We start from the raw sequence: 7,292 nt of genomic DNA on the forward strand, positions 1-7,292 counted from the left end.
GATAGATTTCCATGATGCCTTATCGTGGGGCTATCCTTTCTGTTTTCATGAAAGGTTTTGTAGAGAACACAATGAGACACCGGAGATTATTTTCAGTCGTACAATTCTTATCATACGCAGCTTTTGGATTATGTATGACTAATCTGATTCCCTACTTAGAATATCAAGGGTTTAACTCTTATGAACGTGGCTTTGCCCTGTCAGGCTATGCCTTGTTAACAATCCTGTTACAGCTAGGTTTAGGCTATTTATTTGATAAAACTGGATATGCAAAAGTTTATATTAGCACGAGTATAGTAATTTTTTTAGTGGCAAGTGGCTTGTTATTTTTTAACAAACTATCGTTTCCGATGATGGTCATTATTGTTATGCTTGTAGGTGGTTTTTTGAATGCCTTGTGTGGTTTTCTAGATACTTGGATTATGGGAATTAGCGAAAGTTTACGAGCATCGCTTTCCGGTATAAAATCTTTTGGGTCTTTAGGTTGGACCATTGGCAGCTTAGGGTCTAGCCTTATCATGACTCTACTAGGGTATAGAGGCGTAGCAGGGATTATCGTTTTTTTCAGTTTAATTGCCTTTATAGTTATGCAAGCCTTGCCAGATATTGAGCGTAAAACCACTAAAACTGAAGTCACGTTAAGTGATTTAGTTGCTTTATTGAAATTGAAAGATTACATGATTTTGATCCTCATTCTTTTTTTACTCTATGGTTTGGTTGTAGCAAATACAACTTTAGTTGTTGATAAAATGCTCTCTTTAAAAGCTACGCCTCTGGAGCTATCTCTGAAATGGTCAATCGGCTCTTTGTTGGAGATCCCAATGTATGCTTTTGGAATGACCTTGATCCGAAAGTATGGTAATTTGAGAATGTTGCAACTGAGCGCCTTGGTGGCAACTGCACAATTTGTTTTATTTGGATTGATGACAACCAGTCTAGGTCTTGTCTTTGTCTGCTTGCTACAAATTTTTACGACACCTATCATTCTAATTACCTCAAAATTTTTAGTAGCACAGATTGTTCCGCAATATTTGCGAAATAGTGGCCAGATGATTGCACTTAGTTTGTTTATGGGAGGGGCTTCTTTTGTTATCCCAATACTGAGTGGTTTTTTAGGTATCCGATTAGGATACTCAATTACTCTCATACTTTTTTCGATTTTAGGTATCTTAGCTTTATTGTTGATTGGTTATTTAAGAAAACAGTTATCAGATTTTCAGAGTGAAGCCGATTAAGTAGTTTCGTGTAGAGAGACTACTCTTTGAGAAAGAAATGTGATTAACATCAGTCTCTTTTGGGGCTGATTTTTTTGTTGACAGCTATTTTAAAATTTAATATAATTGTCCTATAAAAACAATACAAAATAACAGCTTTGCGATTTGCAAGAGAAAGAGGTCTCGCATGGATAATAGGATGAAATTTACAATTGATAGCAATATGCAGTTTCCTTTAGTTGAAATTGTCTTGGAAGCTGGAGAGTCTGCTTATATTCAGCAAGGTAGTATGGTTTATCATAGTCCTAGTGTGTCATTGAACACTCGCTTAAATGGGCGTGGTTCAGGTCTAGGTAAATTGGTCGGAGCACTTGGACGCTCAATGGTATCTGGTGAGTCAATGTTTATCACTCAGGCGGTATCTAATGGTGCTGACGGGAAATTGGCCCTTGCGCCATCAACTCCAGGTCAAGTGATTGCTTTGGAACTTGGTGTGAAGCAATATCGTCTTAATGACGGTGCCTTTCTTGCCTTAGATGGCTCAGCCCATTATAAAATGGAGCGCCAATCTGTTGGCCGTGCCTTATTCGGGGGCCAAGGTGGACTTTTTGTTATGACGACTGAAGGTGAAGGAACCCTCCTTGCTAATAGTTTTGGTTCTATTAAAAAGCTTGTTTTAAATGGAGAAAGTATCACGATTGACAATGCCCATGTCGTGGCCTGGAGCCGTGACCTTGACTATGATATTCACCTTGAAAATGGCTTTATGCAGTCCATCGGTACTGGTGAGGGCGTGGTCAATACCTTCTCTGGCTATGGTGAAATTTATATCCAAAGCCTTAATTTACAACAGTTTGCCGAACAATTGCAAAGCTATATTATCACAGGAAATAATTCATAATAATCTAGAATGAGGTCATATAGAATGGCGAACTATCAGGATGTTATAGAGTTGTTGTACAATGCTCTTTTGGATAAGGAAGTTGCCAAGGATAAGGAACTCTATCAAGTGTGTTTAGATGCAAAAGCTGATTTAGATAAAAATGAACCGGAAAATCTTGTTTTTAGTAAATTAGATCAAAGTTTGTCGTGGTATTTGATGGCACATAAATATGATGCCCCTAAAACGATTACGGATTTAGCAAATGCCAGTCAAAAAATATTACAAAAATATAGAGGAACAATTGCTACCATACAAATTTTAGGTGGTTTGTTTGGTGGTCAAGCTTAATTGTTACAGAAGAACTCGAGGAAACTCGGGTTCTTTTATTTACCACTTAAGGCTCAAAATCAACCACTTACTGAAAAGCTCTTGTTTTTCAACGTCAGCTTGTTATAATGAGACTATCAAAAGGGGAGGAGTAGGAGATGAAGATCACGATTGAATTGGATGACAGTTTGACCGATGCGGAAGTGATTATCCGTACGCCTAAATTATCAGCTGAGATTGAGCAAATGCAGCAACTGCTCAGCCAGTTGACAAGGCCTCCGCTAATCTTTTATAAAGGCAACAGTGAGTATTTTATTGATGTGGGAGAGGTTATCTTCTTTGAGACTGATGGTGGTAAGATTTACGGGCATACCAAAGATAATGCCTATGAAGTTAAGCTAAAATTGTACGAGCTGGAAGACTATCTGCCTAACTATTTTTGTCGTATTGCTAAGGCCAGTATTGCCAACACACGCAAAATCTATTCTCTTGATAAATCCTTTTCAGGGAGCATGATACGGTTTTACGATAGTCATAAGCAGGTCTATGTCTCACGACATTACTATCACTTATTAAAAGAAAAATTACAAGAATTGAGGTAAGGAAAATGAAAAAAACAGTATTAGCTTTAGCAAGTTTTGCAGTGGCAGCAGCTATCCTTTTTCAAGACTATCTTCCCAAGCTAACCATACCATTGGGGAGCTTGGTGTGGTTTGGCATCTTGTTTTACTTTTTCTGCCACAGTTTGGTTAAGAAAAGCTTGGGAGGTAGCTTTCTATTCGGAACGTGGTGTTTATTACTAGTGAATGAGCATTTTTCATTTACCACCTTGGGAAATGGTTCAATCATTCTGATTGGCGTATTTTGCTATTTAGGAGTGAAGCTACTTTTTCAACCGAATAAGTTCTCTGGAAAACCAAGTTATTATCGGAGTGTAGATGGAAAGAAGAAGGTTTGGGGGTGGACAACTGACAAGTCTATGACCAGAGTTTCTAGTTTTGACAGTGATACGGTTTTTGGAAAATCTACCCGTTATATCAATGATGAGTTTTCAGATGTGAGTGGTGATACGGTATTTGGTACAACGACCATTTATTTTGACAATGCCAATATGATGACAGATTCTGCGGCCTTTTCCGGTGATGCGGTATTTTCATCCGTGACCTTGTATATTCCCAAAAACTGGCATTTAGAGTTTCAAGGAGACCAAGTGTTTAGCCGTATCGGTTACACCCCATCAGGAGAAACTACAGATAAAACCCTCTATATTACTGGTGACTTCGTCTTTAGCACCCTTAATATTATCTTTATTTAATCTCGGCTTGGTCCTTTCCAAGCCTTTTTCTTTGTGGTAAAATAATCAGAACTACAGAGAAATGAGGAGAGAGGATGAGAGGACAGGATTTACGGTTGGGAGTACGTGCTGCCATCCCCACCATGTTAGGCTACCTATCCATAGGGATAGCCTTTGGTATCGTAGCGAGCGAAACGGGATTAAGTCCCTTGGAGACCTTATTAACCAGTGTTTTCATTTATTCGGGATCTGGGCAGTTTGTGCTTTGTGCGCTTTTGTTGGCAAAGGCAGAGCTGTCTAGCATTGCCCTAACGGTGTTTCTCACTAATCTTCGTCACTTTTTGATGAACTTGCACACGGCAACCTTGTTTCCTAAGGCGAGTTTATTACAGCAACTGATGATTGGTTCCTTTATGACTGATGAAAGTTACAGTGTCCTGCTTGGGGCAGAGCTGAAAAATGGGTTAACCACAGTCAGTCCGACCTGGATGTACGGCAATAATTTTGCTAGCTATCTGGTTTGGTGTCTATCAACCGTTTTAGGAGCTGTTCTTGGGAATCTACTTCCTAATCCAGCAGCATTAGGCATTGATTTTGCTCTGATAGCCATGTTTGTAGCGATTTTTACAGGTCAGCTGACCAGCCTAGCCAAGCGATTACCGCTTAAGAAAATCGGTGTGCTTCTGGCTGTGGTTACAGTGACTTATTTGACATCGTCAATGGTGATAACAGGTTCTTTAGCAGTGCTGTTAGCAACGATTACGGCTTGTACAGTGGGGGTGATGATTGATGACTAATACCTATCTTTTATTAGCGATTGGCTTAGCAACTCTGGTGACTTGGGTTCCAAGGGTTCTCCCTTATGCTTTAGTGCGCGTGGTGACCTTACCAGATAAACTCATCAAATTCTTTAATTATCTGCCAGTGTCCATTATTTTTGCTCTGCTATTGTCCAGTGTTTTCACGGTGGAAGTAGGGAGTTTGCCACAGGTCAAATGGGCGGAGCTGATAGCAGTCATACCGACTTTTGCCATTATGTTACGCACCAAAAACGTTATGGTTACAGTAGTGGTCGGCTGTATCTGCATGGCAGTGCTACGATTAGTGTTTTAGGAAAAGGAGAAACGATGTTACATTTTGAAAATGACTACAACGAAGGCGTGCACCCTGAGTTATTAAAAGCCTTGATTGACACGAATGAGGAAAATTTAGCAGGTTACGGCATGGATGGCTACACCCAGCGTGCAGCTGACAAGATTCGTGAAGCCTGCGCCTGTCCTCAGGCACAAGTCCAGTTTGTAACAGGAGGTACTCAGACAAACCAGTTGGTTATCAATAGTTTGCTCAAGTCTTATGAAGGGGTTATTGCGGCTGAGACAGGGCATGTTGCCACCCATGAAGCAGGAGCTATTGAGTTCTCTGGGCACAAAGTATTGACTCTTCCACACGATGCTGGTAAGTTGAAAGCAGATGACGTGGCACAGTATCTGGCTGATTTTTACGCTGATGGTAACCACGAACACATGGTCTTTCCAGGCATGGTTTATATTTCTCATCCAACTGAGTATGGCACCCTCTATAACCATGAGGAGCTATCTGCATTGGCGGAGGTTTGCCGTTCTTATCAGATTCCTTTATATATGGATGGTGCTCGCTTGGGTTATGCCTTGGGAAGTTCTTTGTCTGACCTTTCTTTGGCAGCAATAGCAGAGCTCTGCGATGTCTTTTACATCGGAGGAACAAAACTCGGTGCCCTAGCTGGTGAAGCCATCGTCTTTACGAAACAGAATATGCCAAAACATTTCACCGCTATTGTCAAACAACATGGTGCTTTAGTGGCCAAGGGACGTCTTTTCGGTGTTCAATTTGATCGCTTCTTTACAGACAATCTTTATGAGAAAATTGGACGAGAAGCCATTAGTTATGCTGAACAACTCAAAGCCTTACTCAAAGAAAAAGGTTATCGCTTCTATCTCGAAAGTCCGACTAATCAACAATTTTTAATTGTTGCCAATGACAAGCTGGAGGAGCTAGGCCAGTCAGTGGTTTATAGTTTCTGGGAAAAATATGATGACTATAACACAGTGATTCGCCTAGCGACCAGCTGGTCAACAAGACAGGCTGATATAGATGCCCTTGCAGAAGTATTATAAGGAATGAAACAATGAAAAAAATGATGAAAAAGATTAGTTTGCTAGGTCTATCATTTATGCTAGTCACACCATTTGCGGTTTCCTCAGCCTTGCCAGCTATGCTAACCTATTATCAGAAACAAGGCTACACTGTTTCACAAGTTGAACAACTGTTTTCACTATCTTCCTTGATGATTTTAGTCATATTATTACTGAATCCTATTTTGCGTCACATACCTGAGCGTATAGCGATTATACTAGGTTTGTTGCTAATCAGTTTTGGTGGTACTTTACCTGCTTTTAATCAAGATTATGGTGTCTTATTTATCTCACGTTTGGTTTTGGGGACTGGGGTGGGGCTCATCAATGCCCATGCCATTAATATCATTAGCCATCATTACCAAGGTGATGAAAAAACCAAAGTATTGGGGTTACGTGGTTCTTCAGAGGTGTTAGGATCAGCTAGCCTAACCCTATTAGCAGGGCAATTCCTCACTTTGGGATGGTCTAAGGCTTATCTGATTTATCTTTTTGGTCTGTTGATGTTAGCCATGTACCTTCTCTTTGTTCCTAAAATAGAGGAAGTTGTTGAAGAACCAGCGCAGGAAGTGAAAGAAAAACTAACTGGTAAACAATTAGTCTATCTTGTCAGTTTAGCTGCTTATGCAGGTTTTATTATCTTAGTTAATACCGCAAACATGCTACGCATCCCCCTAGTTGTTGAACAATTAGACATGGGAACAGCAACCCAGTCCAGCTTTATCCTCACCTTAATGATGCTGATGGGCATTCTTTCTGGTTTAGTCTTTAGTCAGATTATTCATGTTGTTAACAAATGGTTTTCATCGCTAGTTCCCCTTATCTTTGGTTTGGGAATGATCCTGCTTTGGCAAGCACACTCCCTATGGTTATTAGGAGTAGGTGCAGTCCTTACCGGTTTTGTTTATAGCCTAGGAGTTACTTTTGTTTTTCATAAGGTCTCCGAAAGCTTTTCCATTAACCAACTAGGCACAGCAACGACAATTGTACTTCTTGGGTGTAGTCTTGGAGGAGGTGGTGCAGCGTTTGCTCTACAAGCTGCGTCCACCATCAATACAGACATAACCTTTGCCTTCCTCTTGTTTGGTGTGTTAAATATCCTTCTAGGAAGTGGGTTGCTGGTTGCGATGTTAAGAAAAGATACAATTTAGTAGAAATAATAATATCAAGAGGCTGGGACAAATCATCACGATGGCGGAGCCCACACCCACAAAACAATGACAACCAATAGGCAAAGCCCTTGCTAAGTGCTATACTCTTAGTGAGGGCTTTTTGAAGTTTTCGCATAAAAAGATTTTTAGTTTCCTCATTTGTCAAATTAAGTTAGACATTTTCAAGTTAGTCAGAAAAACTTGATATGGTGTTTGATAGTTCAATGATTTCCTAGGAATTCTATTTCTTTT

General features: G+C 40.1%; 9 protein-coding genes. All 9 read left to right on the forward strand.

Annotation, left to right across the window (positions count from 1 at the left end; translation table 11 throughout):
- Positions 1-11: 11 nt before the first annotated feature.
- Positions 12-1,235: an MFS transporter gene (locus tag ACFPQ3_RS09270; RefSeq protein ID WP_156806231.1), complete on the forward strand. Its 1,224-nt coding sequence runs from the start codon at positions 12-14 to the stop codon at positions 1,233-1,235.
- 166 nt (positions 1,236-1,401) lie between these two features.
- A complete protein-coding gene (locus tag ACFPQ3_RS09275) occupies positions 1,402-2,115 on the forward strand; it encodes a TIGR00266 family protein (protein WP_156806230.1) in 714 nt (237 codons plus the stop codon).
- A gap of 24 nt (positions 2,116-2,139) precedes the next feature.
- Entirely contained in the window at positions 2,140-2,445 is a 306-nt protein-coding gene (locus tag ACFPQ3_RS09280; RefSeq protein ID WP_156806229.1) for a bacteriocin immunity protein, read from the forward strand.
- 137 nt (positions 2,446-2,582) lie between these two features.
- Positions 2,583-3,026, forward strand: coding sequence for a LytTR family DNA-binding domain-containing protein (locus ACFPQ3_RS09285; protein WP_156806228.1), 444 nt, complete (start codon positions 2,583-2,585; stop codon positions 3,024-3,026).
- Between the two features lie 5 nt (positions 3,027-3,031).
- Positions 3,032-3,739, forward strand: a complete 708-nt coding sequence (locus tag ACFPQ3_RS09290; protein WP_156806227.1) for a hypothetical protein — start codon at positions 3,032-3,034, stop codon at positions 3,737-3,739.
- Positions 3,740-3,813: 74 nt separating this feature from the next.
- The gene (locus tag ACFPQ3_RS09295; RefSeq protein WP_156806226.1) at positions 3,814-4,515 is read left to right on the forward strand and encodes an AzlC family ABC transporter permease; all 702 of its coding nucleotides are present in this window, start codon (positions 3,814-3,816) and stop codon (positions 4,513-4,515) included.
- Complete coding sequence (locus ACFPQ3_RS09300; protein WP_156806225.1) at positions 4,508-4,831, forward strand: AzlD domain-containing protein; 324 nt, start codon at positions 4,508-4,510, stop codon at positions 4,829-4,831. The genes ACFPQ3_RS09295 and ACFPQ3_RS09300 overlap by 8 nt, the downstream gene beginning before the upstream one ends.
- A 14-nt stretch (positions 4,832-4,845) precedes the next feature.
- Entirely contained in the window at positions 4,846-5,871 is a 1,026-nt protein-coding gene (locus tag ACFPQ3_RS09305) for a threonine aldolase family protein (protein WP_156806224.1), read from the forward strand.
- A gap of 11 nt (positions 5,872-5,882) precedes the next feature.
- Positions 5,883-7,040 (forward strand): MFS transporter, encoded by a 1,158-nt coding sequence (locus tag ACFPQ3_RS09310; RefSeq protein ID WP_156806223.1) that lies wholly within the window; start codon positions 5,883-5,885, stop codon positions 7,038-7,040.
- Positions 7,041-7,292: the final 252 nt, after the last annotated feature.

The sequence above is a fragment of the Streptococcus caledonicus genome (genome assembly GCF_042656225.1).
Taxonomy (GTDB): domain Bacteria; phylum Bacillota; class Bacilli; order Lactobacillales; family Streptococcaceae; genus Streptococcus; species Streptococcus caledonicus.